This window comes from Micromonospora sp. CB01531, from assembly GCF_001905095.1.
Classification (GTDB): Bacteria; Actinomycetota; Actinomycetes; order Mycobacteriales; family Micromonosporaceae; genus Micromonospora.
Window position 1 is genome coordinate 105,768 of sequence record NZ_LWLS01000002.1, and the last position, 26,013, is coordinate 131,780.

Below are 26,013 nucleotides of genomic sequence, written 5' to 3' on the forward strand. Positions count from 1 at the left end.
CCGGCTGCCACCCGCTGGCGGGCGCCGGCCCGGGGTCGGCACCGACCGGCGGGCGGGTTCCGAAGGGCGCGCGAGACGCCGCGTACCCTGGATGACCGGTGACCTGCCCGGCCCGTCGCGGCCGATCCGGCGTCCGTCGAAGGGAACACGATGAGCAACCAGCCCGGCAGCTCCACGGCTGCGGAGCCGGACCAGCCCGTGGTCGACCCGGCCGACGAGCCGGAGCAGCCGAGCACCGACCCGGCCGACGAGCCGGCCACCCCGGAGGGCACCGGACGACCGGCGTACGCCCCCGGCGCGGTGGTGCTGGCGCTGCTGACGGTCGGCTGGCTCGCCGCGATGCTCTGGTCCACCCGGGCCGCGATCAGCTCGGCCGCGGCCGGCGTCACCGCGATCAGCCTCTCCGCGTACGCGCTGCCCGGCGTGATCTGCGCCGCGCTGGTCGCCGGCGCCGCGGTCGCCCTGGCGGTGACCAACCCGCTCGGCCGGGCCACCCTGCGCTTCCTCGCCGCCGTCGGCACCGGCCTGTTGGTCGGATTCGCCGCCGCGGTCGCGATCAACCTCACCTACGCCGACAACGCGACCACCAACACCATCGCCGGCACCACCGCGGCGGCGGCGATCATCGGCGGCGCGCTGGCCGGCGCCCGCAACGCCCGGGTGGTGGGCGGGCTCGCCAGCGCGACGCTGGCCGCGCAGGTCTTCGTGGTGCTGTTCAGCCGCACCCGGGACCCGCTGTCCGACCTGTTCGGTGCCGGCGACACCCAGCAGTCGATGCTCGACGCCGCGAAGTGGGTGTCCCGCACCGAGTCGCTGCTCGCCGGGCTGATCGCCGGCCTGGTGGCGTTCGGCTACCTCACCTGGGCCCGCCGCCGCGCCGCCCGCCGGGGCGAATCCGTGCAGCTGCGCTGGCCCGCGTACCTGGTCGCCGGGGCCGGGCCGGGCCTCCTCCTGCTGCTCACCGAAGTGATCATCCGGATCGGCGGGCGCGACCTGCTCAACCTGGCCGCCGCGCTCAGCGAGGCGGACCAGGTGGCCCAGACCTCCCTCGGCACCTCCCGCCTCGACAACAGCATCTGGGTGCTCTTCGTCGGGGCACTCACCACGCTCATCGCGTTCGGCCGCACCCTCGGGCCACGCACCGTCGAGGAGGACGAGCAGGTCGCCGCCTGACCCCCGGGGTGCGGGTCAGGAGACCGCGCGCAGCAGCAGGTCCAGCTCGGTCACGTCATACCACTCCAGCTCGTGGTCCTCGGCACCGTCGACGGTGAACTGGGCGTCCGGGTCACCGGCCTGCGCCTCGACCACCACCTCGGCAGCGGCCGCCACGTCGTCGACCGCCTCCGCGCCGTCCACGTGGATCGCGGCGACCGCCTTGACGGGCACCGGCCCGTCGAGCCGGACCAGGCTGGACCCCAACTCGCCGCCGACCCGGCCGACCGCGCGGGCCGGCAGGTCCACCGAGACCACCACCCGCCGGCGGGGCGCGCCCGGGTCGGCCCGGAGCAACAGCAGCGCGTCCTGGGCGGCCCGGGTGAAGGCGACGTACTCCAACTCCTCCTCGTCGCCCTCGGCGTACCACTCGCGCAGCTCCGGGGTGACCGCGTGCGCCTCACCGACCGCGAGGCCCTGCTCGCGCAGTTGCGCCAGCAGCGGGACGGTCGCCGGCACGTACACCCGGACAAGCTCGTCGGTCACCGGTCTCTCCCCTGCTCAAGCCCGGCCGGCGGACGCCGGCCCCGGGCGCCGATCATGCCGTACGCCGTGACCGTCATACACCTCGCACCCGCCCGGGAGAAGTTCCTCGCCGGTGTGTCCGCCGACCGGATCGCCGCAAACCCGGCCCCCGGACGTGCGCGATCGACTCGGGATGCCGGACATCGCGCCCTCCACCAGCCCGCACACCGCCACCCGCCGCAAAGCGAGTCGATCAAGGCAATTGCTGGGCCACGGACGGGGACGGGCCCCGGCCGTTCGGCCGGGGCCCGTCGTCGCTGGTGCGGGCGGGCTCAGTTGCCGCCGTTGGGGGCGCCGTGGCACCGCTTGTACTTGCGGCCGGAGCCGCACGGGCAGGGCGCGTTGCGGGACGGACCCTCGCCGGCATCCACCTGGCCAGGGGTGGCCCGGCGGGCGGTGCTGGCGGCGACCGCCTGCCCGTTCATCCCCGCGGCCGCCGGGCGCCGGGGCTTGCCCGAGGCGGACGGGGCGGCGGGCCGGGCGGTGCTGTCCGGGTTGCCGATGCCCAGGGCCGGCGCCTGCTCGTCGGCCCGCTCGATGGCCGGCGCGCCGCGGCCGGCCTCGCCGTCGATGGCGGGCGCGGAGTATTGCAGGCCCTGCTGCTGCGGCGCGCGGTTGAGGCCCTTGGCGCGGATCTCGACCGGCTTCTCCAGCAGCTGCACCTCCTCGGCCTCCGGCTCGGGCTCCTCGACCTGCACCTCCAGGTTGTAGAGGAAGCCGACCGTCTCCTCCTTGATGCCGTCCATCATGGTGGCGAACATGTCGAAGCCCTCGCGCTGGTACTCGATGACCGGGTCGCGCTGGGCGTACGCCCGCAGGCTGATGCCCTCCTGCAGGTAGTCCATCTCGTAGAGGTGCTCGCGCCACTTGCGGTCGATCACCTGGAGCAGGACCATCCGCTCGAGCTGGCGTACCGCGTCCTCGCCGAGCTGCTCCTCGCGCCGGTCGTACGCGCCGTGCGCGTCCTCCTTGAGGCGGGCGAGCAGGAAGTCCTGGTCGAGGCCGGCCCGGGAGCCCACCTCCTCCTCCAGCTCGTCGATGGTGACGCCCACCGGGTAGAGCTGCTTGAGGCTGGCCCAGAGCTGGTCGAGGTCCCAGTCCTCGGCGTAGCCCTCGCTGGTGGCGCCCGTGACGTACGCGTTGATCACGTCGTCGATCATGTTGCGGACCTGGTCGGAGAGGTCCTCGCCGTTGAGCACCCGCAGGCGCTCGGCGTAGACCACCTGGCGCTGCTTGTTCATCACCTCGTCGTACTTGAGGACGTTCTTCCGGATCTCGGCGTTCTGGCCCTCGATCTGGGCCTGCGCGCTCTTGATCTGGCGGGTGACCATCTTCGACTCGATGGGCACGTCCTCGGGGATGTTGAAGCGCTCCATCACCGCCTCGACGGCACCGGCCCGGAAGCGCTTCATCAGCTCGTCCTGGAGCGAGAGGTAGAAGCGGGACTCGCCCGGGTCACCCTGCCGGCCGGCGCGACCACGCAGCTGGTTGTCGATCCGGCGGGACTCGTGCCGCTCGGTGCCCAGCACGTAGAGGCCGCCGGCGGCGGCCACCTCCTCGGCCTCGGCGTCGCAGGCCTGCTTCCACTCGGGCAGGACCTCCTCCATCGCCTTGGCGTACTCCTCCGGCTGCTCGACCGGGTCGAGGCCGCGCTGGCGCAGCTCGTTGGCGGCGAGGAACTCGGCGTTGCCGCCGAGCAGGATGTCCGTACCGCGGCCGGCCATGTTGGTGGCCACGGTGACCGCGCCCTTGCGCCCGGCCTGGGCGACGATCTCCGCCTCCTTGGCGTGGAACTTGGCGTTCAGCACGGAGTGCGGGATGCCCCGGCGGCGCAGCAGCTGGGAGATGATCTCGGAATTCTCCACCGAGACCGTGCCGACGAGCACCGGCTGGCCCTGCTCGTGCCGCTCGGCGATGTCCTCGACCACGGCGTTGAACTTGGCCTTCTCGGTCTTGTAGATGACGTCCGGCCGGTCCTGCCGGACCATCGGCCGGTGCGTCGGGATGGTCACGACGCCGACCTTGTAGACCTTGTTGAACTCGCCCGCCTCGGTCTGGGCGGTACCGGTCATGCCGGAGAGCTTCTCGTAGAGGCGGAAGTAGTTCTGGAGGGTGATGGTGGCCAGGGTCTGGTTCTCCTGCTTGATCTCCACCCCCTCCTTGGCCTCGATCGCCTGGTGCATGCCCTCGTTGTAGCGACGGCCGTGCAGGATGCGGCCGGTGAACTCGTCGACGATCAGGACCTCGCCCTCGCTGACGATGTAGTCCTTGTCGCGCTTGTAGAGCTCCTTGGCCTTGATCGCGTTGTTGAGGTAGCCGACCAGCGGAGTGTTGACCGACTCGTAGAGGTTGTCGATGCCGAGCCGGTCCTCGACCTTGGCCACGCCGCGCTCGGTGATGGCGATGGTGCGCTTGGCGTAATCGACCTCGTAGTCGCCCTCGCCGTCGGTGCCCGGCTGCAGGCGGGCCACCACGGCGGCGAACTCCTGGTACCAGCGGGCGGAGTGCTCGGCCGGACCGGAGATGATCAGCGGGGTCCGGGCCTCGTCGATGAGAATCGAGTCGACCTCGTCGACCACCGAGAAGAAGTGGCCGCGCTGCACCAGCTCATCCCTCGACCAGGCCATGTTGTCGCGCAGGTAGTCGAAGCCGAACTCGTTGTTGGTGCCGTAGGTGATGTCGCACTCGTAGGCGGCCCGGTGCTCGCTGGCCGGCCGGTTGGGCAGCACCACGCCGACGGTGAGGCCGAGGAACTCGTGCACCCGGCCCATCCAGGCGGCGTCGCGCTGGGCCAGGTAGTCGTTCACCGTGACCACGTGCACGCCCTTGCCGGACAGCGCGTTCAAATAGACCGGCATGACCGAGGTCAGGGTCTTGCCCTCACCGGTCTTCATCTCGGCGATGTTGCCGAAGTGCAGCGCCGCGCCGCCCATCACCTGGACGTCGTAGGGCCGCTGGCCGAGCACCCGGGCGGCCGCCTCGCGGCACACCGCGAACGCCTCGGGCAGCAGGTCGTCGAGGGTCTCCCCGTCGTCGAGCCGCTCCTTGAACTGGTCGGTCATCGCGCGCAGCTCGTCGTCGGTGAGGTTGACGTAGTCGTCCTCGATCGAGTTGACGGCGGCCGCGATCGCCTTGAGTCGACGCACCATGCGGCCCTCGCCCGCGCGAAGGACCTTTTCCAGAATCGACACGGATCAACGCTCCCCTTGACAGTCTCGAACCATCGTAGGCGCTCCATCGCGGCGATGGTCACTGGTGGCGACGGTCCAGGGCCGCGAACCGGACATACCGCCTGACTGGCGCGCTGACCCGGCGCAAATCGGGTTACGCCGAACGCGAACGATCCGGCACGATGGCCCGGTGGAGCCCGTGGAGATCGTCGAGGACGGCCTGCTGCTGCGACCCTGGCGGGCGGAGGACGCCGACGCGGTGTACCGCGCCTGCCAGGATCCGGACATCCAGCGCTGGACCACCGTACCTCGCCCGTACCGGCCCGAACACGCGCTCGATTTCGTCGCCCGGCGCAGCGCGGCGGCCTGGGCCGACGGCAGCGGTGCCGAGTTCGCGGTGTGCGACGCCGCCACCGGCGAGTTGCTCGCCTCCTGCGGACTGGTCTCGATCGACCGGGGCCTGGGCAGCGCCGAGGTCGGCTACTGGACCGCACCGTGGGCGCGGGGCCGGGGCGTCGCGGTCCGGGCCACCCGGGCGGTCGCCCGCTGGGCCTTCGACGTAGGCAAGCTGCGCCGGCTGATCTGGCAGGCCGAGATCGGCAACCACGCCTCCCGGCTGGTGGCGCTGCGGGCCGGCTTCCGGATCGAGGGCGAGCTGCGGCTCGCACAGCCGGCGGTGGACGGGCGCCCGGAGGGCTGGCTCGGCTCCCTGCTCCCCGGCGAGGTACCCGCCCCGGGCGAGCCCGGCCCAGCCGGCCCGGACACCCTCGCGGCCCGACGGGCCGCCGTCTTCGGCCGCCCGCAACCCGTCCTGTTCGCCACGGCGGGCGCCACCGAACTGCGGCTACGCCCAATGGCGGAACGCGACCTCGACACGGTCGTGACGACCTGCCAGGACGCGGAGACCGTCCGCTGGACCAGCGTCCCGCACCCCTACCAACGAGAGCACGCCGACGGCTACCTGCGCGACGTCGCCCGGGCGGCGTGGGCCCGCGGCACCGGGGCCAACTACGCCGTCGCCGACGCCGAGGACCGGTACGCCGGCTCGATCGACCTGCGGATCTCTCCCGCCGACCCGCTCGTCGCCGACGTCGGCTTCATGACCGCCCCGCACGCCCGCGGCCGGGGATACCTGCCCGCCGCGCTGGCCGCACTCTGCGCCTGGGGATTCACCACGCTCGGCCTGGCCCGGATCGAGTGGCGGGCCAACGTGGGCAACACCGCCTCCCGCCGGGTCGCCGAGAAGGCGGGCTTCGCCTTCGAGGGCACCGCCCGCAGCGGCATCCAGCAGCGAGGCGAGCGCCCGGATGTCTGGGTGGCCGCGCTGCTCCCGCAGGATCTGGCGTGACGCCGGAGACGATCGAGGCGAACGGGGTGCGGCTGCGGCCGTTCCGCCTCGACGACCTGGCGGACACCGTGGCCGCGTGCGCGGATCCGGTCACCCAGCGGGGCATCTCCGGCCTGCCGGCCCCGTACACCGAGCAGAGCGCCCGGTGGTGGATCACCGAGGGCGCCCCCGCGGCCTGGGCCACCGGCGGCGCCGCGTACGCCATCGCCGACCCGGCCACCGACCGGCTGCTCGGCGGCATCGGTCTGAGCCAACCGGTGCCGACCCGCGGCCAGTGGGAGATCGGCTACTGGGTCGCGCCCTGGGCCCGCGGGCGGGGCGTCGCCACGGCCGCCACCCGGGCGCTGGCCGAGTCGGCCTTCGCCGCCGGCTGCGCCCGCCTGGAACTGCTCACCAGCGAGGAGAACACCGCCAGCCAGCGGGTCGCGCTGGCCGCCGGATTCCGCCACGAGGGGGTACGCCGGGCGGGGAACCCGAGCCGCGGGGGAGGCCGGCACGACCTGCTCGCCTGGGTACGCCTCGCCGACGACCCGCCCGGTCCGGCCGCCCGGCTCCTGCCCGACCTGCCCGACGGTTGGCTCACCGACGGCCTGGTGGCCCTGCGCCGGCTCGGCCCGGACGACGCCGACGTGATGTTCCGGCTGCACACGCGGCCGGAGGTGGTGGCCAACCAGGCACCGCCGGTGCCGCCGACCCGGGCCGCGATCGAACGGCGCTGCCGGCTGGCGGAGAGCGCCTGGCTCACCGGCAGCCTGGCCCGGCTGCTGATCCTCGACGCGGCCACCGGCGAACCGGTGGGCAGCTGCGGGCTGTCCTACAGTGACCGGGCGGCTGGCGAGGCGAGCGTCGGCTACGCGCTGCTGCCCGCCTGGCGTGGGCGTGGCTACGCCACCCGGGCGGTACGCCTGCTGGCCGGCTGGGCGTTCGGCGTCCCCGGAATCGCCCGGCTCACCGCGGGGACCCTGCCGGAGAACACCGCGTCGCACCGGGTGCTGGAGAAGGTGGGCTTCCGCCGAGAGGGGCTGTTGCGCGGCCGGCTGCCCGGACTGGACGGCGGCCGGATCGACGACCTGGTCTTCGGCATGCTCACGTCGGAACTCCCGACCCACTGAGCGGCATGGCCGAGGCAGGGACGCGAGGAGCCGCGATGGCTGCCCACCGCGGCTCCTCGGCCGGTGTCACAAGGGGTGGTCAGAGTCCGGTGTCGAGGGAGATGATCCCGTAGTCGTAGGCGTGCCGACGGTAGACGACGCTGGGGCGCCCGGACTCCTTGTCCTGGAACAGGTAGAAGTCGTGGCCGACCAGTTCCATCTGGAACAGGGCGTCGTCGACGGTCATCGGTTCGGCGGGATGCACCTTCTCCCGCGCGATGTGCCACGGCTGGTTGTCGTACTCCCCGTAGCCGTCCTCGTCGGGCCGTTCGGCGACCGCGGTGGCGGTCCCGGTACCGTTCAGCGCCGCCAGCCCCGGCCCGTTGAGGTCGGCGACCGGCAGGTCCGCGGTGGCGGCGGCGACGGAGATCGGCGCGTGCCGCCCCCGGTGCACCCGGCGCCGGTCGGCCGCCCGGCGGAACCGGGTGTCCAACTTGGCGATGGCCGCGTCCAGCGCGCTGTAGAAGTCATTCGTGCAGGCCTCGGCCCGGATCACCGGGCCCCGCGTGACGCAGGTGATCTCCACCCGCTGGCAGTGATCGGCTTGGCGCGGATTGCGCTCGTGGAACAACTCGACGTCCACGCGAATGAGCTTGTGGTCGTAGCGTTCGATCTTCGCGAGCTTTTCGGCTACGTGTACCCGGTAATGGTCCGGCACTTCGACGTTACGGCCCTTGACCACGATGTCCACGTGACCTCCCTTGTTCGGACGGTCGTTCGGTCCGGTTTTTCCCCGGTCAACGCGCCCTGGGAGGGTCCCCCCTCGGCGTCGACCGGTCGCGTACGGCTACGCCTCCTTTCACCGCCGGGGGGCGGATGGGAAGACCTCCTACCCCCGACACGAAAACGCTAACCCGTGTTCGCGTGGCAGTCACCCCTCGTTGTCAAAACCTGCCTGGGAATTCTCACAGCTCATACACCAAGGGGTGAAAAGGAAACACGAAGCGTCACCCGAGGCGTCGCTTTTGCGTTGCGGCGAGCACCGCGGCCGCCTTTGGCGTCATTCCCGCCCTGTGCAAGATCCGGCTCACCGCCGCCAACGTGGACCCGGTGGTGACGATGTCGTCGAGCAGCACCACCGGACCGTCGACCCGGACCCCGTCGGCCCGGCGCAGCCGGAACGCCGCCTCGGCCGCGGCGGCCCGTCCGGCGCTGTCCAGGGCGACCGAGTCCGGCCGCGGCAGCGCCCGCACCGGCCGGAGCACACGCACCGGCCAGCCGGCGGCACGCAGCCGAGCCGCCGCGTGGCGGGCTAACCGGTCCAGGTGGTCGCCGTAGCGGGCCCGGGCCGCCCGCGCGGTGTCCGGAACCGGCACCAGGGTCACCGGCCCGGCGGTGCCCACCGCCGCGGCCACCACCTCGGCGAGCAGCGCGCCCGCGTACGGACCCAGGGCGACACACGGGGGCAGGTCGGGTCGGGTCGGGACGGGCCGGTGCCGGGCGCAGCGCCGTCAACTCGCCGACGCAGCGGGGGCAGAAGCCCTGCCGCAGGCCGGGGATCCGCTCGCCGCAACCGGCGCATGCGGCCGGCCGCACCAGGTCGGTCAGGTCCGCCCTGAGCCCGCCCAGGTCCCGCACCGGCACCTCTCAGTAGAGGAAGAAGGGGGCGGTCGGATCCGACGCCTTGGCGTTGGCCGCCACGTCCCGCACCTGCTCCCGCTCGATCTTTTCGAACGGGTTGTTCCGGTAGGCCAGGGTGGCCTGGTACATGAAGGACATGGCCGGCAGCGGACCGACCGCGCCGCCCGGGAAGGCGGCGAGGTGGGACACCGGCGCGCCGGTGTCCCGCTTGAGCGCGTACTCCACGGCCCCGTCGACCGTGGTCTGGTAAATCGCCGGCTGGCGCCCGTCGCTGCCGGCGAAGACCAGCTGGTTCTCCGCGTACCAGTCGACGGCGGTGATGTTGGTGAGCCGGGTGACCAGTTGGCGGGGCTGACCCACGCTGACCAGGCCGCCATCGACGCTCACCGGCACGACGTAGAGCGCGCCATTGATGATCAGTGCGATCCGGTGACCGTCGAGCGACGCGGCCACCGCCGTGACCGGGCCGGGAACGAGGATTTCACTCATCCCGGCGCCGCTGTCGAACCGGTAGAGCTTGCCGTCGGCCACCACCAGGCCGAACGGATGGTCCGCGTCGAGGGAGCGCAGCCAGATCGGGCGGCCGATCGACCGGAACGGCTTCTCGCTGCTGTGGAACTCGGCCACCGGGGCAGGGCCGGCACCGACCATGAGCAGCTGCTTCCGGTCCGGCCGGGTCACCACCAGCGCCGCCAGCACCTTGTCACCGGCGCGGCTGAGCCCCGCCGACACCACGTTCCGGTTCGCGGCGGGCGCCACCGGCACCGAGCCGACGGGCTCGTTGCCGATGGCGAGCGGATGGATCGCCGCATCGTAGACACAGAACCGCTCCGGGGCCCGCAGGGGCGGATAGACGGGATTCGCCGCCCGCTCCTGCCTCAGGTCGACCGTGCGCCGCTTCTGATTCTGGATCTTCAGGTCGAGCTGGCCGGTCACTGGCAGCGACCAGGCGAGCTGGATGGCCAGGCGGGACAGCCGGTCGTCGTTCGCGGCCGGCATGGTCAGGTTGACCTCCCAGCGCCCGTCGGACCCGGTGGCGTTGTTGATTGGGGCGGTGCCGGGGGGAACCTTGTTCACCCCCGGGGCGAGCCATTCGGACGGGCCGCTGGTCAGCCACTTCACGACCTCGGTGACCCGCCGCTCGTCCGGCAACGTCGAGGGCAGGTACCGCCAGTCGGGCACCAACCGGCTCTGGTCGGTGTTCCAGAAGTAGATGGTGTGCGTGCTGTAGTAGCGCCCCAGGGCGGTGTCGCTGAGCAGCAGTACGTCCGGCAGCTCGGTGATCCACAGCCCCTGGTCGGCCGGCTCCGCTGGGCCTAGCTTGAACTCGTACTGGGTGTCCCCGGCGACAGGGGCCGCGAGCGTGCCGTCGGCCCGCAGCACGCCGACCTGCTGCACCCGCACCGTGACCCGTGTGATGCCCTCGGCCAGCACCCTGGTGTCCAGGGGTTGCAGGGGCCGGACCACCGTCAGCTCGATATCGCCGCCCGGCTGCTTCTTCTTCAGCTGGCGCTGTGCCTCGGGCGCGATGAACTTCTTGACCCGGTCGTACGCCCCGTCCCGTTCCCCTGCGGCGGCGGCGAGGTAGTCGTTGATGTATTCCCTGGCGTCGGTGGTCGTGCTGCGGGTGGGCGGTTGGCTGCCGCTGCCGTTGACCGAGCCGGCCCCGGCCGCCGGGCCCCGGCCGTCGACCAGGACCTCGGTCCGGTCCGGTATGCCGCAGCCGACCAGCCCGGCGGGCAGCAGCATGCCGGCCAGCAGCATGGTCAGCAGCAGCCGCCGCCTCACGAGGTCACCTGGGCCCGGTCACCGCTCTCGGCCGGCCCGATCGCCAGCGCCCCGTCGCTGCCTGGGCCGATGGCCAGCAGGCCGCCGTCGCGGGGGCCACCGAACGGCAGCGGGGCGTCGGCCGGCACCAGCCGCAGCGGGGAGGTGGTCAGCCGGTCGCCGGCGCGGGCGGGCAGCGTCAGCCGGAACTGGGCACCCTTACCGGGCGCGCCCCACGCCTCCAGCCACCCGCCGTGCAGCCGGGCGTCCTCCAGGCTGATGGACAGGCCGAGGCCGGTGCCGCCGGTCTGCCGGGCCCGGGACGGGTCGGCCCGCCAGAAGCGGTTGAAGACCAGCTTCTCCTCGCCCGGCTTGAGCCCCACGCCGTGGTCCCGCACCGTGATCGCCACCGCGCTCTGGTCCACGCCGAGCGTGATCAGGACCGGTTTGGCCTCGCCGTGCTCGACCGCGTTGCCGACCAGGTTGCGCAGCACCCGTTCGACCCGGCGCGGGTCCACCTCGGCGATCACCGGCGGGTCCGGCAGGTCCAGCTCGATGGTCACCCCGACCCGCTCGGCCAGCCCGGCCAGCCGCTCGGTCACCCGGTGCACCACCGGCACCAGGTCGGTCGGCTCGGCGTCCAGCATGGCGAAGCCGGCGTCGAAGCGGCTGATCTCCAGCAGGTCGGTGAGCAGTTCCTCGAACCGGTCCAGCTCGGCCTGGAGCAGCTCGGCGCTGCGGGCCACGGCCGGGTCGAACCCGTCCCGCTCGGCGAAGATCAGGTCGGCGGCCATCCGGACCGTGGTCAGCGGCGTACGCAGCTCGTGTGAGACGTCCGAGGTGAAGCGGCGCTGCAACCGGGACATCTCCTCCAGCCGGAGGATCTGCCGCTGGAGGTTCGTCGCCATCTGGTTGAACGAGGCGGCGAGCAGGGCCAGGTCGTCCTCGCCGTTGACCACCATGCGCTGGTCGAGCAGGCCGGCGGAGAGCCGCTGGGCGGTCCGGGCGGCCACCCGTACCGGGGTCACCACGAGCCGGGTGACCAGGGCGGCGAGCAGGCCGAGCAGGAGCACCAGCGCCACGCCCGTGGCGACCACGGTGGCCCGGGCGTCTCGGGCCGCGGCGTCCTGCCGGTCCAGCGGTACGACGTAGTAGAGCTCCACCTGCCCGAAGTTGGTCGGCACCGGCGAGCCGTACACGAGGTATTTGGTGCGCCGGCCGCCGAGCGTCCCGGTGTCGATCTGGTGGGCGACGTTGCCGGCGGCGACGGAGGTCCGCAACTGCGGGCTGATGAGGGGGCCGATGTCGGTTGCCGGGGACGTCCGGGCGATGATGCCCGCCCCGGTGATGACCACCACCACGCCGTTGGTCTGCGTCGGGTCACCCCCGGCAAGGTAGTTGACCGTGCCGTCGAGGGTGTCCTGGAACTGGGCCTCCTGCGGCTGGTTGAAGGTCCGGAACTGCTTGCCCGCGTAGTCGCTGCCGTGTTGCAGTCGCAGCTCGACGTCGGTCTGTGCGCTCTCCAGCAGGATGCTGGTGATCTTGTCGGCGATCAGGTAGGCGAACCCGCCGACCAGCAGGCTGGAGGCGACCAGGGTGATGGTCACCACGCGCAGCTGCAACGACCGCCGCCAGGTCTGGTGGGCGCTGGCGGCCAGCCGGCCCGCCCGGGCGGCGAGGACACGCCAGAGCGCCCGCGCGGCGTGGAGCCGGCGGGACGCGACGGTCGGCGAGTCGGGGGGCAGGGCGGTCACCACAGTGATGACCAGGCTATCCGGTACCCGCCTTGTAGCCCACGCCCCGCACTGTGAGGATGATTTCCGGCCGCTCCGGATCCGGCTCGATCTTGGCCCGCAGCCGCTGGACGTGCACGTTGACCAGGCGGGTGTCGGCGGCGTGCCGGTAGCCCCAGACCTGCTCCAGCAGCACCTCGCGGGTGAAGACCTGACGCGGTTTGCGGGCGAGCGCGACCAGCAGGTCGAACTCCAGCGGCGTCAGCTTCACCTCCTCGCCGTCCCGGGTGACCGTGTGCGCCGGCACGTCGATGGTGATCTGGTTGCCGGGCGGGCCGATGGTGAGCAGCTCGGGTGCGACGTCCTCACCCCGGCGCAGCCGGGCCCGCATCCGGGCCACCAGCTCCTTGGGCTTGAACGGCTTGACCACGTAGTCGTCGGCCCCGGACTCCAGCCCGAGCACCACGTCCACGGTGTCGCTCTTGGCGGTCAGCATGACGATCGGCACGCCCGACTCGGCCCGGATCGCCCGGGCCACGTCGATACCGCTCATACCGGGCAGCATCAGGTCGAGCAGGACGATATCGGGTCGACTGTCGCGGAATGCGGCCAATGCCCGTTCCCCGTCCGCGACGAAGGAGGGCACGAAACCCTCGCTGCGCAGGACGATGCCGAGCATCTCGGCGAGCGCGGGGTCGTCGTCGACCACCAGTACCCGGGCTCTCATGGGGTTTATCGTTCCATCCCCGTTCGGTTAGGAGGGTTCGGCGTTATCACGGCACGGTACTGCCGGAAACGGCCCGACACCACCGCTGACCGCGCGGATGCCCAGCGTGGCGCGCCCGCAGTGGACGGGTCCACCGGAATCGGACCTGCCGTGCAACCATGATCCCTCGGGCGTGTCGCCGCCCGCCACCCGTCGCCCGTCCGCCAGGAGTACGCGTGCCCGACGTCGGCCCGACCGCGGTGCTCCCACGCCGCCCGCTGACGGTGGGTGAACTACTGGACTCGGCCGTCCTGCTGCTGCGCGGCCAGGCCCGGCTGCTGGTCCCGCTCGCCGTCCTGCTGGCCCTCGCCGAGCAGGCACTGCTGCACCCACTGCGGGTGCTGGCCGACGCGCGCCCGCCGGCGTACTGGCTCGATCCCGACCGGCTCGGCTGGTTCTGGCTGCTGCTCGCGCTCGGCGCCGGGACCGAGGCGCTGATCATCGCGCTGCTCGGCAACCCGGCCGCCCGGGGCGCCGGGGCCGCGCTGCTCGGCCGCCAGGCCGGGCCGCGGGAACTGCTGCGCCCCGGCGGCGCCCGGTGGGGCGCCACCCTGCCCGCCGCCGCGGGGGTCGGCCTCGCCGTCAGCCTCGCCGGGCTGACCGGGCCGGCCTGGTTCGTCGCGTACGGGCTGCTCGGCGCGGTCGTCCCGGCGCTGGTGGTGGACCGGCTGCCCGCCTACCGGGCGCCGGGACGGGCGCTCGCGCTCGCGTTCCGCGCCGGCGGGCGCGCCGCCGGCATCCGACTCCTCGGCTACCTGGGCTGGTGGCTGATCCGGCTCGGCATCGGCCTCGGCGTCTACCACGGCCTCGGGCTGCTGGGCCTGTTCGACCTCGACGCGTACGCGCTGCCGGTCGCCACGGCCGCCTGGGTCGCCGTCAACGCGCTCGCGTACCCCGCACTCGCCTGCCTCGACGCGGTCCTGCACCTGGAGACCCGGATGCGCACCGAGGGCCTGGACATCCGCCTCTCCCGCGCCCCGACCGACACCCCGGAACCCGTCCTGCTGGCGGTCCAGCGGTGAGCCGGTGGTGGACCGAGACGGTCGCCGCGCTCGGGGACGTCATACCGCTGCCGCTGGTCGCCCTGCTCCTGCTGCTCGCCGCGCTGCTGGCCGCCCTGGCCTGGTATTTCTTCCCGGCCTGGGTGCCACGCCGGCTTCCCCGGCCGCGACTGCGCCGGCCGCGGTTGCGGATCCCCCGGCTACGCCGACCGAGGCTGCGACTACCCAGATTGCGGCTGCCCCGGCTCCGGCTGCCGCGCCGGCGGCGGGCGGCCCGACCGGCGGACCCGGCCGTCCCGGTGCCCGCGCCCCGGTCGCCCGAGCCGACGGCACCCGGTCTCGCCAGCCTCGCCGACCGGCTCGCCGCCGAGGGCCGCTACGCCGAAGCCGTCCGGGAGCGGCTGCGCGACATGGTCCGCGCACTGGTCGACCGGCGGGTCGTGGAACCGCGCCCCGGGATGACCGTCACCGAGCTGAGCACGGCTGCCGCCCACGTCCGGCCCGGGGTGCAGCCCACGCTGCACGCCGCCGGCGCGATCTTCTCCGACCTCTGGTACGCGCAACGCCCGGCCACGCCTGAGCACGACCGCCGGATGCGCGACCTCGCCACCGACCTGCACCGCGAGCTGGCCCGGGACGGTGAGCCCCGATGACCACCACCCTCGACCCGACCCACCCGGTCGCCCCGCCGCGCCCCCGACGCCCCCGGCACCGGCTACTGATCCCGCTCGGGCTGGCGGTGCTGCTGATCGTGGCCACCCTGGTGTTCCACGCCGTCGACCAGCCCGACCCGACCGACCAGGGTTTCCTCTCCCCGGTCACCACCGGCGACGACGGCGGCAGCCGGCTGGCCGAGGCGCTGCGCGAGCAGGGCGTGACCGTACGCCGGGAGACCGACACCAGCCAGGCGCTGCTGGCCGCCGGGCCGGGCCCGGCCACGCTCTTCGTACCGGCCCCGGAACTGGTGCACCCGGCCACCGTCGCCGCCCTGGCCGACCTGCCCACCGGCAGCCGGCTGGTGCTGGTCGACCCGCCCCGCCGGATGCTGGAACAGCTGGACCTGCCGCTGCGGCCCACCGACGGCCGCTGGGCCACCCGGGCCACCTCCCCGGACGCCGACGGCCACCCCTGCCGGCTGGCCGAGGCCGCCCGCGCCGGCACAGCCGCCGCCGACCGCCAGCGGTACGCCGCCCGCAGCGCCGCGCCGGTCGACCGCTGCTACTCCGGCGGCCTGGTCCGGGTGCCGGGGCGTACCGAGGTGGTGGTGATCGGGGCCAGCGACCCGTTCCGCAACAACCGCATCGACGAGTGGGGCAACCAGGCTCTCACCACCGGCCTGCTCGGCGGCCCCCGACCGCTGGTCTGGCTCGACCTGCCCGGCCCGGCGCCCGCGCCCAGCGGATCCGGCTGGTCGCCGAGCCCCACCGCCGGCGACCCCGCCCCACCCCGCCGCGGGGACTTCAACGACGACCGCGCGGACCGCCCACCGGCGCGGCAGAACCCACTCTGGGACGCCTTCCCGGCCTGGTTCTGGGCACTGCTGCTGCAGCTCTCGCTGGCCGGGTTGCTGGTGGTGCTCTGGCGCGCCCGACGGCTCGGCCCGCCCGTGCCCGAGCCACTGCCAGTGACCGTCCACTCCGCCGAGACGGTGCTCGGCCGGGCCCGGCTCTACCGCCGGGCCGGCGCCCGGGGCCCGGCCGCCGAGACCCTGCGCGCCGCCGCACTGGACCGGCTGCTGCCCCGGCTCAACCTGCCGCCCGACACGCCACCGGCCGAGGTGGCCGCCCGGGTCGCCGCGTACGCCGGGGCCGATCCCGAGCGGGTGGCGGAGCTGCTGCACGGCGCCGAGCCGACCACCGACCAGGAACTGCTGGACCTGGCCCGCGACCTGGACACCCTGACCCGTACCGTCGCCCACCCGACCGAAGGAGACCCCCGGTGACCGGACCCGTCATCGCCGCCGCACCGGCCGCCCCGCAGCCCGACGCCCGGGCCGCCCTGCACCGGCTGCGGGCCGAGGTGGCCAAGGCCGTCGTCGGCCAGGACGCGGTGGTCACCGGGCTGGTGATCGCGCTGCTCTGCCGGGGGCACGTGCTGCTGGAGGGCGTACCCGGGGTGGCCAAGACCCTGCTGATCCGGACCGTGGCCACCGCCCTCGACCTGGACTCCAAGCGGGTGCAGTTCACCCCGGACCTGATGCCCGGCGACGTCACCGGGTCGCTGATCTTCGACCCGCACACCGCCGCGTTCACCTTCCGGGAGGGGCCGGTCTTCACCAACCTGCTCCTCAGCGACGAGATCAACCGGACGCCGCCGAAGACCCAGTCGGCACTGCTGGAGGTGATGGAGGAACGGCAGGTCTCCGTCGAGGGCGAGCGGCGGGCGCTGCCCGACCCGTTCATCGTCGCCGCCACCCAGAACCCCGTCGAGTACGAGGGCACTTACCCGCTGCCCGAGGCGCAGCTCGACCGGTTCCTGCTCAAGCTGACCGTGCCGCTGCCCAGTCGCGACGAGGAACTGGGCGTGCTCCGCGCGCACCACGCCGGCTTCGACCCGCGCGACCTGGCCGCGGCCGGCGTACGCCCGGTGGCCACCGCGGCCGACCTGGCCGCCGCCCGGGAGGCGGTCGGTCGCGTACACGTGGCCGAGCCGCTCTTCGGGTACCTCGTGGACCTGTGCCGGGCCACCCGGGCCACCCCGGCGCTGGAGCTGGGTGCCTCACCCCGGGGCGCCACCGCGCTGCTCAACACCGCCAAGGCGTGGTCCTGGCTGGCCGGACGCGACCACGTCACCCCGGACGACGTGAAGGCGGTGGCCCGGCCGACCCTGCGGCACCGGCTCCGGCTGCGCCCCGAGGTGGAGTTGGAGGGCGTGACTGTCGACGCGGTGCTGGACACGGTGCTGGCCACCGTGCCGACCCCACGATGACCTGGCGAGCGGGGCTGCTGCTCGCCATCGGCGCGGCGACCCTGCCGGCCTGGCCGGCACCGTTCCTCGGCGTCGCCGTGATGACCGGTGCCGTGCTGCTGCTCGTCGCAATCGACTGGGCCCTCGCGGTGCCGCTGCACGCGCTCACCGCCACCCGCACCGGGGACCGGGCGATCCGGCTGGGCGGCACCGCTACGGTCACCCTGCACCTGGCCAACACCGCCGACCGTCCGCTGCGTGCCCAGGTGCGCGACGCCTGGCTGCCCGCCGCGGGAGCCCGGCCGGACGTACCGCCGGGACGGGTGCTGGCCGTCGAGCCGGGCGGGACGATCGCGCTGCCCGTCCGCCTCACCCCGGCCCGGCGCGGCGACCGGCCCGCCGTGGCGCTGACCGTACGCTCGCTCGGGCCGCTGCGGCTGGCGTTCCGGCAGCGCGCCGGCCACCCGGCCACACCACCGTGGACGCTACGCGTGCTGCCCCGCTTCGACTCCCGGCGGCACCTGCCCGAAAAACTGGCAAAGCTGCGGGTCATCGACGGCATCCAGGTGACCCGGGGACGCGGCCACGGCACCGAGTTCGACACCCTGCGCGAATACGTCGTCGGCGACGACGTGCGCTCGATCGACTGGCGGGCCAGCGCGCGCCGCTCCGACGTGCTGGTGCGTACCTGGCGGCCGGAGCGGGACCGTCGGCTGGTCTGCGTCCTGGACACCGGCCGCACCTCGGCGGTACGCATCGGCGACGAGCCCCGGCTGGACACCGCGATCGACGCGGCGCTGCTGCTCACCGCGCTGGCCGCCCGGGCCGGCGACCGGGTCGACCTGCTCGCCGCCGACGCCTCCGTCCGCGCCACGGTCACCGGCAGCGGCCGGACCGCGCTGCTCGCCCGCCTGGTGGACGCGGTCGCCCCGCTCCAGCCGGCGCTGGTGGAGACCGACTTCGAACTGATCGCCGGTGAGGTGCTGCGCCGGGATCGGCAACGCAGCCTGGTGGTGCTCTTCACCGCGCTGGAGGCGGGCGCGCTCGGCGAAGGGCTGCTGCCGGTGCTGCCCCGGCTGGCCGCCCGGCACCGGGTGGTGATCGCGGCGACCCACGACCCGGTGCTGACCGGGCTCACCGTCGCCCCGCCGACCGGCCCGGACGACGCGTACGCGGCGGCGGCGGCCTGGCGGGCGCTGGCCGAACGGGACCGGGTACGGGCCGCCCTGGGCCGGCACGGGGTGACCGTGGTGGACGCTCCCGCCGACCGGCTCGCCCCGACGGTCGCCGACACCTACCTCCGCCTCAAATCCCTCGGCCAACTCTGACCGTCCGCTCAAGGCCCGGCCAGCTTCACGAAACGCGCGGCTTTTCCGCGCCGGATAGCCACTCATTGTCGGAAAGCCGGGCCATCGGGGCAGCGCCGCCGGGGACGCGGGGTGCCCGGCGAGTGGCGGCGTGGCGGCCGAGCAGCAGGGCGTACGCCAGGAAGGCCAGCCAGACGGTGGCGCCGACGGCCACCCGGACGGCGACCGGCAGCGGCGCCGGGGTCACGAACGCTTCCAGCAGCGCGGATACCGCGAAGAGCCCGACCAGCCCGGCGGCCACCACGATCGCCGAGCGGCCCGCCTCGGCGACCGCCCGGCCGCGGCTCTGGTGCGCGGGCGGCGCAATCCACGCCCAGCCGGTACGCAGCCCGACCCCGGCCGCCACGAAGATCCCGGTCAGTTCGAGCAGCCCGTGCGGGGTGATCAGCCCGAAGAAGACGTCTCCCCGGCCGTACGAGATCATCACGCCGCCGACCACGCCGATGTTCAGCGCGTTCTGCCACAGCAGGTAGAACACCGGCACCACCAGCACCCCGGCGGCGAGGCACTGCGCGGCGAGCCAGGCGTTGTGCGTCCAGAGATGGAACGCGAAGGTCGGCGCGGCGAACTCGGTGTAGTAGCCGGCGAAGCCCGAGTCGACCAGCTGCCCGGCGGCCTCCTCGCCGATGAACGCGGCGGCGGTGTCCGGGTGGCCGGCGACGAACCAGATGAGGAAGAAGCTGAGCGCGCTGAACCCGGTCGCCACCCCGCACCACCAGGGCCAGGCCCGGTAGAGGGCGGCCGGCAGGTCGGCGATGAGGAAGCGGCGGACCGCCGCCCAGGACGGCCGGGGCCGGCCGGTGATCCGCGCCCGGGCCGCCAGCACCAGCTGGGATAGGCGGTTGACCAGCACCGGGTCGGGTGCGCGGCTGCGCAGCGCGGACAGGTGGGTGGCGACCCGCTGGTAGAGCACGACCAACTCGTCGACCTCGGCCGCGTCGAGCCGCCGCCGCCCGGTCAACTGCTCCAGCCGCCGCCACTCGGCGCCGTGCGCCGCCACGTACGCGTCGACATCCACACTGCCTCCCCCGTCCGGCGCTCATAGTGTTCACTGTCCGGGTGAGAGCGCAACCTCCCTCCCCGGCGCGCTCGACCGACGCCGGTCTGGTCAGCGGCGAGGCGGTGGAGCTGGACGTCCGGGCGGCCCGGCTGGGCTCCCGGGTGCTGGCCCTGCTGATCGACCTGCTGGCCCAGCTGGCGGCGGCGCTGCTGCTGGCCGTCGGGCTGTCGGTGGTGCTGTTCAGCCTGCCGTGGGACATCGTGGACGCCGCGCTGTCCGGCGCGTTGCAGACGGTGCTGGTGATCGTCGTGCTGGTCGGCTACCCGGTGCTGATGGAACGCTTCGTCGGCGGCCGGACGCTCGGCAAGCTGGCCGTGGGGCTGCGGGTGGTCCGCGCCGACGGCGGCCCGGTGGGGATCGGCCAGTCGCTGACCCGGGCCCTGGTGGGCGTCGCGGTGGAGTGGCCGGGCCTGGTGCTGCCGCTGCTGAGCTGGGTGGCGAGCGTGACGGTGATGCTGACCGACCCGCGCGGGCGACGGCTGGGCGACCTGGTGGCCGGCACGCTGGTGGTGCACACCCGGGGCGCGGGCAGCTGGCGCCCGACTCCGCCGGCTGTGCCGCCGCTGCTCGCCTGGGCGCGGAGCCTCGACCTGACCCGGGTGGACGACGGGTTGGCCCTGGCCGTGCGGCAGTATCTCGGCCGGGTGCATCAGCTCGCCGAGCCGGACCGCAGCCGGCTGGGCCGGCAGCTCTGGGCCGAGGTCGCCGCGGTCACCTCGCCGCCTCTGCCGTGGGCCGCGCCCGAGCCGGCGTACCTGGCCGCCGTGCTGGCCGAGCGTGGCCGGCGCGCCGCCTACCGGCTGGGGCGTACCCGAATGGTCACCGCCGCCCTCTGGCCGGAGCTGGCCCCACCGACCGCAGCCACGCCACCACCCGCAAGCCCGCCGCCCGCAGCGCCGGCCGCGGCCCCGCTACGGCCCGCCACGCCGGCACGCGCCGTCCCCACCCAGCCCGATCCGGTACGCGGACAGCCCACCCCGGTCGAGGCGGAGCCCTCACCCACATGGCCCCGGCCGGCCCGAACGGATCTCGTTGATCGCTGACGGCTGACCGGCCCGACCCCGCCGCCGGACGGGTGGCTGAGGCGTCAGCGGTCGACCGGTCGGGCCAGGCCGCGCCGGGCCCGGGTACGGTCAGGAGAAGAGGGCGCGACCCCACCAGTCGGCGGCGTCGCGGACGCCGGGCGGGCAGGCGAAGAGCCCGCTAGAGACGTGCCGCAGGTACTCGTTCATCGCGTCGTTCCTGGCGAGCCGGGTCTGGATCGGCACGAACTGCCGGCGCGGGTCCCGCTGGTACGCCATGAAGAAGAGCCCGGCGTCGAGCCGGCCCAGACCGTCCGAGCCGTCCACGAAGTTGTAGCCGCGACGCAGCAGGTGCGCCCCGTTGTTCAGCGCGGGGTGGGCGAGCCGGACGTGCGCGCTCTCGGCGATCACCGGCTGCCCGTCGTCGCCCTTGGCGGCGAAGTCCGGCTCGTCGAACTCGCCGGCCCGGCCCAGCGGGGCGCCGCTGCCCTTGGTCCGGCCGACGATCTGCTCCTGCTCGGCCAGCGAGCTGCGGTCCCACGTCTCGATCAGCATCCGGATCTTGCGGGTGACCAGGTACGACCCGCCGGTCATCCAGTCCGGCCCGTCGCCGGGCTGCGCCCAGAGCTGCTCCCGGAGCAGGGTGGCGTCCTCGGCCTTCAGGTTGGCGGTGCCGTCCTTGAAACCGAACAGGTTGCGCGGGGTGGCCTGTTCCCGCGAGGTCGACGAGGTACGCCCGAAGCCGAGCTGGGACCAGCGGACGCTGACCACACCCATGCCGATCCGGGCCAGGTTACGGATGGCGTGCACCGCCACCTGCGGGTCGCTGGCGCAGGCCTGGACGCAGATGTCCCCGCCGGAGATCTCCGGCCGGAGCGCGTCCCCGGCGAAGTGCGGCAGATCGGCGAGGGCGGCCGGACGCTTGTCGGCGATGCCGAACCGGTCCTTGCCCTGTGCGTCGCGGAACAGCGTCGGGCCGAAGCCCACGGTGAGGGTGAGCTGCGACGGGGGCAGGCCGAGCGCCTCGCCGGTGTCGTCCGGCGGAGCCTCCGGGACGCCACCGACCGCACCGACCAGGCCGGCGTCCTTGCCCGCGGTCATCCGGGCCGCGGCGGCGGTCCATTCCTGCAGGAGCGCGACGAGCTTCGCCCGGTCCTTGGTGATCACGTCGAACGCGACGAAGTGCAGCCGGTCCTGGGCCGGGGTGGTGATGCCGGCCTGGTGCTCGCCGTGGAACGGCACCGCCCCGGCGGCCTTGTCGGTGGCCGCCGCGTGGTCGCCGCCGCCGAGCAGCGCGCCCGCTCCGCCCGCCACTCCGGCCACGCCGGCCACGCCGACCCCGGCCAGGGTGATGGCCCGCCGCCGGGACAGGGTGGTCCCGGGCGCGGCCTCGCTACGCTCGCTCATGCCGTCGCCTCCCTCCGGTCGTCATCGGGCGACGACTGCGGCCACCTTGCTGACCGGCTCGGCCAGCGCGTTGATGCTGTCGGAGAGTTCCTTCAGCTCGGCCTTGCTGAGCTGGGTGTGGAACCTCCAGCCGTCACCGGCGCGGTGCTTGCCGAGGGTCGACTCCACGTTGGCGAACTCGGTGTCGAGCTGGTTGACCAGGTCGGGCGAGCGCTGCTCCAGCGCCGGGCGCAGCGCGGCGATCGCCGCCTTGGAGCCCTCGAGGTTGGCGCTGAAGTCCCAGAGGTCGGTGTGCGAGTACCGCTCCTCCTCGCCGGTGATCTTGCCGCTGGCCACCTCGTCGAGCAGCCCCTTGGCGCCGTTGGCGAGCTGGAGCGGGGTGAGCTTCTCGGCGTTGGCCTTCGTCACCAGGGCCTTGACGTCGGTGACCAGCTGGTCGGCGATCGGACCGTCCTTGCTGATGTCGCCGCCGGTCCAGAGGTCCTTCTCGAGCCGGTGGTAGCCGGTCCACGCCATGCCCTCCTCGATGACCTCCTCCCGGCCGTCGATCTTCGGGTCGAGGTCGCCGAAGCTCTCCGCGACCGGCTCGATCCGCTCGAAGTAGGTGCGCGCCACCGGGTACAGCGCCTTGGCCTTCGCCACGTCGTTGGCCTTGACCGCGGCCGCGAACTCCTCGGTCTTGGCCAGCAGCGCGGCGGTCTGGCTGTTGACGTACCGCTGGTAGCTGGCGGTGGCCTCGCTCAGTGCGGCGTCGGGAGCGACGGAAGCGGCGGTGCCGCTGACCTTCAGCGCGCCCCGGATGCCCCGGCCGCTCATCCCCGGCTTGCAGGCCGTCTCGTACGTCCCGGCGGGCAGCTCGACCCGCAGCTCGCGGCTCAGGCCGGGGGCGATGTTCTCCACCTCGCCCATCACCCGGTCACCGGTGGCGTACACGTAGAACTCGTTGACCTTGGACCCGGAGTTGGTCACCTTGAAGGTCACCTGACCGGCCTCGAGCTCGGTGACGCCCACCTCACAGGCGCTGTCGGTGGCCTTGACCGCGATCGGCCCGCCGGACTTCGCGTCCGACTTGTCGTCGCCACCACTGCAACCGGCCAGGCCGGCGACGGCGAGCACCCCGGCGGCGGCGGGCACGACGAATCGAGTGGTACGCATCGGTGGTGTGTCTCCTCAGGAAACGGGCGATCAGGCGGGCTGCACGGGGCTGGCGGACGCTTCGGTGGCGGGCTTCGCCGCCTCGGCCGGCTTGGCGGCCGGCTTGGCCGGCTTGCGCAGGAAGAGGACGAGCACCGGCACCGCGTACGCCACCCAGGCGACCATCTCGAGCACGCTCGGGGCGGCGGTGATGTTGAACATGCCGCTGAGCAGGGTCGCGTACCAGGTGCTCGGGTCGAGCACCGAGGAGATGTCGAAGGCGTGGTTGTTGAGGCCGGGCAGCACGCCGGCTTCCTGGAAGTCGTGCACGCCGTACTTGAAGATGCCGGCGGCGACCAGGATCAGCAGCGCGCCGGTCCAGGTGAAGAACTTGCTCAGGTTGAGCTTGAGGGCGCTGCGGTAGAGCAGGAAGCCGATCAGCACGGCGGTGGCGATGCCCCCGACCAGCGCGAGCATGGCATCCCGGCCGGCACCGCCGACGGTGCTCTTCGCGGCGGAGTAGAAGATCAGTGCGGTCTCCAGGCCCTCCCGGATGACCGCGAGGAACGCCATGCCCATCACCGCGAAGGCGCCGACGGCGAGCGCCTCGGTGAGCTTGCCGCGCAGCTCACCGGCGATGCTCCGGGCGGCCTTGCGCATCCAGAAGATCATCCAGGTGACGAAGACGACGGCGGCGACGGAGGTGATCGCGTCGAAGAGTTCCCGCGACTCCGACGTCCGCAGCAGCGCGGTCGAGGTGTACTCGATCAGCCAGCCGAAGAGCACCGACAGGGCCACGGCCGCGCCGACACCGAGCCACACGTGCGGCAGCCGGTTGCGGCGGTTCGACTTGACCAGGAACGCGACCAGGATGCTGACCACGAGGGTCGCCTCCAGGCCTTCCCGCAGGCCGATCAGGTACGTGGCGAACATCGGTACTCCGTGATTGGTTAGGCACGCCTCAGTTAACTTAGGGCAGCCATACCTTCCTCCTGATCCGAGCCGCCGTCAAGTCGTTCAGGAGAACGTCACCCGGATCGACGGCAACCGGACAAGCGCTGGTCAGCCAAGCTTTCCCTGCCGGTGGCGAGCGTCACCAGGGCCATCCGACCCCCTCCCGACCGGGAGCCGGCGCGGCGCGCCGGGGCCGGCGGGATTGTCCGCGTACGCGAAAGGGACCGGGACGGCCGCGCGGCGGTCGACCCCGGTCCCTTTCGGGTGTGGCTCAGTAGCGGTAGTGCTCCGGCTTGAACGGCCCCTCCTGCGGCACGCCGAGGTAGGCGGCCTGCTCCTTGGAGAGGGTGGTCAGCTTGGCGCCGAGCGCGGCCAGGTGCAGCCGGGCGACCTTCTCGTCCAGGTGCTTGGGAAGCACGTACACGCCGATCGGGTATTCGGCGGTCTTGGTGAAGAGCTCGATCTGGGCGATGGTCTGGTTGGCGAACGAGTTCGACATGACGAAACTCGGGTGCCCGGTGGCGTTGCCCAGGTTCAGCAGGCGACCCTCGGAGAGCACGATGATCGCGTGGCCGTCCTCGAACCGCCAGACGTCGACCTGCGGCTTGATGTTCTCCCGGGTCACGTCCGAACGCTTCGCCAGGCCGGCCATGTCGATCTCGTTGTCGAAGTGGCCGATGTTGCCGACGATCGCCTGGTGCTTCATCCGGGCCATGTGCTCGTTGGTGATGACGCTGAAGCAGCCGGTGGCGGTGATGAAGATGTCAGCCTGCTCGACCACGTCGTCCAGGGTGGCGACCTGGTAGCCGTCCATCGCCGCCTGGAGCGCGCAGATCGGGTCGACCTCGGTCACCACGACCCGGGCACCCTGGCCGCGCAGCGACTCGGCGCAGCCCTTGCCCACGTCGCCATAGCCGAGCACGACCGCCATCTTGCCGCCGATCAGCACGTCGGTGGCCCGGTTGATGCCGTCGATGAGCGAGTGCCGGCAGCCGTACTTGTTGTCGAACTTGCTCTTGGTCACCGAGTCGTTGACGTTGATGGCCGGGAAGAGCAGGTTGCCGTTGCGGTGCATCTCGTAGAGCCGGTGCACACCGGTGGTGGTCTCCTCGGTCACGCCCTTGATGCCGCCGGCGATCCGGGTCCAGCGCTGGCCGTCCTCGGCGAGCGAGCGGTGCAGCAGCTTGAGGATGACCGCATACTCCTCGGAGTCGGCGGACTCGACCGGCGGCACGACGCCGGCCTTCTCGAACTCGAAGCCCTTGTGCACGAGCAGGGTGGCGTCGCCGCCGTCGTCCAGGATCATGTTGGGACCCTGCCCGTCCGGCCAGGTGAGCACCTGCTCGGTGCACCACCAGTACTCCTCGAGGCTCTCGCCCTTCCAGGCGTAGACCGGGACGCCGGCGGGGGCCTCGGGAGCGCCGTTCGGGCCGACGACGATCGCGGCGGCGGCGTGGTCCTGAGTGGAGAAGATGTTGCAGGACGCCCAGCGGACCTGCGCGCCGAGCGCCACCAGGGTCTCGATCAGGACGGCGGTCTGGATGGTCATGTGCAGCGAGCCGGTGATACGCGCGCCGGCGAGCGGCTGGGCGTCGGCGTACTCCCGCCGGATCGCCATCAGGCCGGGCATCTCGTGCTCGGCGAGCCGGATCTCCTTGCGCCCGAACGCGGCGAGCGACAGATCCGCCACCTTGTAGTCGCCCTCGGCGAGGGTGGTCGGCCGGGCCTCGGACGACGCGCCGCTGGGGGTCGCCGGGAGGGTGCTGGTCATGGAAGCTCCTGTCGAACGAAGTGCTGCGCAGCTTTACCTTACGCGCGTGGCCTTCTTCACCCGTGCCCGGTTGTCCGATGACGTCCGATCCGCGCGGCGACAGCGCACGGGGCGGTCGGTCGTGAACGGACTCTCCG

At 73.2% G+C, this 26,013-nt stretch carries 20 protein-coding genes and 1 pseudogene; 9 read left to right on the plus strand and 12 right to left on the minus strand.

All coding sequences use genetic code 11. The features are described 5' to 3' along the window. Nucleotides 1-150: 150 nt before the first annotated feature. Nucleotides 151-1,173 carry a hypothetical protein gene (locus tag A6A27_RS02975; protein WP_073832798.1) on the plus strand — a complete coding sequence of 341 codons (1,023 nt, stop codon included), beginning with the start codon at nt 151-153 and terminating at the stop codon, nt 1,171-1,173. 15 nt (nt 1,174-1,188) lie between these two features. On the opposite strand, the gene A6A27_RS02980 is transcribed toward A6A27_RS02975, so the two are convergent. Together A6A27_RS02980 and secA are read right to left on the minus strand one after the other, a co-directional pair. Further along, a complete protein-coding gene (locus tag A6A27_RS02980; RefSeq protein WP_073832799.1) occupies nt 1,189-1,698 on the minus strand; it encodes a DUF6912 family protein in 510 nt (169 codons plus the stop codon). Between the two features lie 311 nt (nt 1,699-2,009). Continuing rightward, nucleotides 2,010-4,928 carry a preprotein translocase subunit SecA gene (gene secA, locus A6A27_RS02985; protein WP_073832800.1) on the minus strand — a complete coding sequence of 973 codons (2,919 nt, stop codon included), beginning with the start codon at nt 4,926-4,928 and terminating at the stop codon, nt 2,010-2,012. Between the two features lie 169 nt (nt 4,929-5,097). Between secA and A6A27_RS02990 the strand changes: the two genes are divergently transcribed. Both A6A27_RS02990 and A6A27_RS02995 read left to right on the plus strand, forming a co-directional pair. After that, on the plus strand, nt 5,098-6,255 hold the full coding sequence (locus tag A6A27_RS02990; protein ID WP_073832801.1) for a GNAT family N-acetyltransferase: 1,158 nt from the start codon (nt 5,098-5,100) through the stop codon (nt 6,253-6,255). Beyond that, nucleotides 6,252-7,367: a GNAT family N-acetyltransferase gene (locus A6A27_RS02995; RefSeq protein WP_073832802.1), complete on the plus strand. Its 1,116-nt coding sequence runs from the start codon at nt 6,252-6,254 to the stop codon at nt 7,365-7,367. The genes A6A27_RS02990 and A6A27_RS02995 overlap by 4 nt, the downstream gene beginning before the upstream one ends. A gap of 79 nt (nt 7,368-7,446) precedes the next feature. Here A6A27_RS02995 and hpf read toward each other — a convergent pair whose 3' ends face one another. The 5 genes and pseudogenes from hpf to mtrA all read right to left on the minus strand — a co-directional run bounded on the left by hpf (nt 7,447) and on the right by mtrA (nt 13,214). Beyond that, nucleotides 7,447-8,097 carry a ribosome hibernation-promoting factor, HPF/YfiA family gene (gene hpf / locus A6A27_RS03000; RefSeq protein ID WP_073832803.1) on the minus strand — a complete coding sequence of 217 codons (651 nt, stop codon included), beginning with the start codon at nt 8,095-8,097 and terminating at the stop codon, nt 7,447-7,449. 256 nt (nt 8,098-8,353) lie between these two features. Next, nucleotides 8,354-8,984: pseudogene (locus tag A6A27_RS03005) on the minus strand (ComF family protein). A gap of 9 nt (nt 8,985-8,993) precedes the next feature. Continuing rightward, nucleotides 8,994-10,751 (minus strand): LpqB family beta-propeller domain-containing protein, encoded by a 1,758-nt coding sequence (locus A6A27_RS03010; protein ID WP_073832902.1) that lies wholly within the window; start codon nt 10,749-10,751, stop codon nt 8,994-8,996. A gap of 20 nt (nt 10,752-10,771) precedes the next feature. Beyond that, entirely contained in the window at nt 10,772-12,511 is a 1,740-nt protein-coding gene (gene mtrB, locus A6A27_RS03015; RefSeq protein WP_143193837.1) for an MtrAB system histidine kinase MtrB, read from the minus strand. Between the two features lie 13 nt (nt 12,512-12,524). Further along, complete coding sequence (gene mtrA, locus A6A27_RS03020; protein WP_073832804.1) at nt 12,525-13,214, minus strand: MtrAB system response regulator MtrA; 690 nt, start codon at nt 13,212-13,214, stop codon at nt 12,525-12,527. A gap of 215 nt (nt 13,215-13,429) precedes the next feature. On the opposite strand from mtrA, the gene A6A27_RS03025 reads away from it, so the two are divergent. Genes A6A27_RS03025 through A6A27_RS03045 form a run of 5 tightly spaced genes read left to right on the plus strand, consistent with a single transcriptional unit; the run spans nt 13,430 to nt 18,489 of the window. After that, nucleotides 13,430-14,275 (plus strand): hypothetical protein, encoded by an 846-nt coding sequence (locus A6A27_RS03025; RefSeq protein WP_073832805.1) that lies wholly within the window; start codon nt 13,430-13,432, stop codon nt 14,273-14,275. Beyond that, nucleotides 14,272-14,907, plus strand: coding sequence for a DUF4129 domain-containing protein (locus A6A27_RS03030; RefSeq protein WP_073832806.1), 636 nt, complete (start codon nt 14,272-14,274; stop codon nt 14,905-14,907). The genes A6A27_RS03025 and A6A27_RS03030 overlap by 4 nt, the downstream gene beginning before the upstream one ends. Further along, entirely contained in the window at nt 14,904-16,196 is a 1,293-nt protein-coding gene (locus A6A27_RS03035; protein WP_073832807.1) for a DUF4350 domain-containing protein, read from the plus strand. Before A6A27_RS03030 ends, A6A27_RS03035 begins: the two co-directional genes overlap by 4 nt. Next, nucleotides 16,193-17,182: an AAA family ATPase gene (locus A6A27_RS03040; protein ID WP_073832808.1), complete on the plus strand. Its 990-nt coding sequence runs from the start codon at nt 16,193-16,195 to the stop codon at nt 17,180-17,182. Before A6A27_RS03035 ends, A6A27_RS03040 begins: the two co-directional genes overlap by 4 nt. Then, nucleotides 17,179-18,489, plus strand: a complete 1,311-nt coding sequence (locus tag A6A27_RS03045) for a DUF58 domain-containing protein (protein WP_073832809.1) — start codon at nt 17,179-17,181, stop codon at nt 18,487-18,489. Before A6A27_RS03040 ends, A6A27_RS03045 begins: the two co-directional genes overlap by 4 nt. A 25-nt stretch (nt 18,490-18,514) precedes the next feature. On the opposite strand, the gene A6A27_RS03050 is transcribed toward A6A27_RS03045, so the two are convergent. Further along, nucleotides 18,515-19,546, minus strand: a complete 1,032-nt coding sequence (locus tag A6A27_RS03050; RefSeq protein ID WP_083672385.1) for a stage II sporulation protein M — start codon at nt 19,544-19,546, stop codon at nt 18,515-18,517. 41 nt (nt 19,547-19,587) lie between these two features. Between A6A27_RS03050 and A6A27_RS03055 the strand changes: the two genes are divergently transcribed. Further along, on the plus strand, nt 19,588-20,631 hold the full coding sequence (locus A6A27_RS03055) for an RDD family protein (RefSeq protein WP_241825043.1): 1,044 nt from the start codon (nt 19,588-19,590) through the stop codon (nt 20,629-20,631). A 90-nt stretch (nt 20,632-20,721) separates the two neighbouring features. Here the strand turns inward: A6A27_RS03055 and efeB are convergent, their stop codons facing one another. The 4 genes from efeB to ahcY form a co-directional block, all read right to left on the minus strand. Continuing rightward, a complete protein-coding gene (gene efeB / locus A6A27_RS03060) occupies nt 20,722-22,017 on the minus strand; it encodes an iron uptake transporter deferrochelatase/peroxidase subunit (protein ID WP_073832810.1) in 1,296 nt (431 codons plus the stop codon). A 21-nt stretch (nt 22,018-22,038) separates the two neighbouring features. After that, on the minus strand, nt 22,039-23,172 hold the full coding sequence (gene efeO, locus A6A27_RS03065; protein ID WP_073832811.1) for an iron uptake system protein EfeO: 1,134 nt from the start codon (nt 23,170-23,172) through the stop codon (nt 22,039-22,041). 30 nt (nt 23,173-23,202) lie between these two features. Continuing rightward, a complete protein-coding gene (gene efeU, locus A6A27_RS03070) occupies nt 23,203-24,084 on the minus strand; it encodes an iron uptake transporter permease EfeU (RefSeq protein ID WP_073832812.1) in 882 nt (293 codons plus the stop codon). A 292-nt stretch (nt 24,085-24,376) separates the two neighbouring features. Beyond that, nucleotides 24,377-25,876, minus strand: coding sequence for an adenosylhomocysteinase (ahcY, locus tag A6A27_RS03075; protein ID WP_073832813.1), 1,500 nt, complete (start codon nt 25,874-25,876; stop codon nt 24,377-24,379). Nucleotides 25,877-26,013: the final 137 nt, after the last annotated feature.

What these genes read in the sequence shown, in the direction of transcription:
- efeB (WP_073832810.1), bottom strand. Translation starts at nt 22,017, where the DNA reads ATGAGCGAGCGTAGCGAGGCCGCGCCCGGGACCACCCTGTCCCGGCGG.
- A6A27_RS03035 (WP_073832807.1), top strand. Translation starts at nt 14,904, where the DNA reads ATGACCACCACCCTCGACCCGACCCACCCGGTCGCCCCGCCGCGCCCC.
- mtrA (WP_073832804.1), bottom strand. Translation starts at nt 13,214, where the DNA reads ATGAGAGCCCGGGTACTGGTGGTCGACGACGACCCCGCGCTCGCCGAG.
- A6A27_RS02975 (WP_073832798.1), top strand. Translation starts at nt 151, where the DNA reads ATGAGCAACCAGCCCGGCAGCTCCACGGCTGCGGAGCCGGACCAGCCC.
- ahcY (WP_073832813.1), bottom strand. Translation starts at nt 25,876, where the DNA reads ATGACCAGCACCCTCCCGGCGACCCCCAGCGGCGCGTCGTCCGAGGCC.
- efeO (WP_073832811.1), bottom strand. Translation starts at nt 23,172, where the DNA reads ATGCGTACCACTCGATTCGTCGTGCCCGCCGCCGCCGGGGTGCTCGCC.
- A6A27_RS03045 (WP_073832809.1), top strand. Translation starts at nt 17,179, where the DNA reads ATGACCTGGCGAGCGGGGCTGCTGCTCGCCATCGGCGCGGCGACCCTG.
- A6A27_RS03010 (WP_073832902.1), bottom strand. Translation starts at nt 10,751, where the DNA reads ATGCTGCTGGCCGGCATGCTGCTGCCCGCCGGGCTGGTCGGCTGCGGC.
- efeU (WP_073832812.1), bottom strand. Translation starts at nt 24,084, where the DNA reads ATGTTCGCCACGTACCTGATCGGCCTGCGGGAAGGCCTGGAGGCGACC.